Raw genomic sequence first — 316 nt, 5'->3', positions numbered from 1 at the left:
TCGGCGACGCATTCCCCGATGTCGAAGATCCGTGGGGGCGCACGGGCCACTGCGTGGCGGACGCCTACGTGCTGGCGCACGCACCGTACAGTCTCGCCAATGCTGACGGCCCGAACAAGTCCGACACATTCATGGATACATGGTCGCAACGCGCGACGAAAGACGGCAGCGGCCGGCGTGGACGACAAACCTACGCCGCGCGCACGAAGACATTCGGCAAATTCCTGTCGATCATCAGCGCTCGAAAAGCTTACGAACAGCCTGCCGACAAAATCGATGAGGACATGGAAAACGAGCGGGTATCGCCTACGAGCAA

1 pseudogene is annotated in these 316 nt (G+C 60.8%); it reads left to right on the top strand.

The window, feature by feature from the left end:
• Positions 1-316 (top strand): annotated as a pseudogene (locus DIE12_RS38905) (hypothetical protein); the annotation flags it as partial.

This window comes from Burkholderia sp. Bp9015 (assembly GCF_003853505.1).
Classification (GTDB): domain Bacteria; phylum Pseudomonadota; class Gammaproteobacteria; order Burkholderiales; family Burkholderiaceae; genus Burkholderia.
The sequence above is the reverse complement of the archived record's forward strand: the minus strand, read 5'-3'. Positions and strand labels throughout refer to the sequence as shown.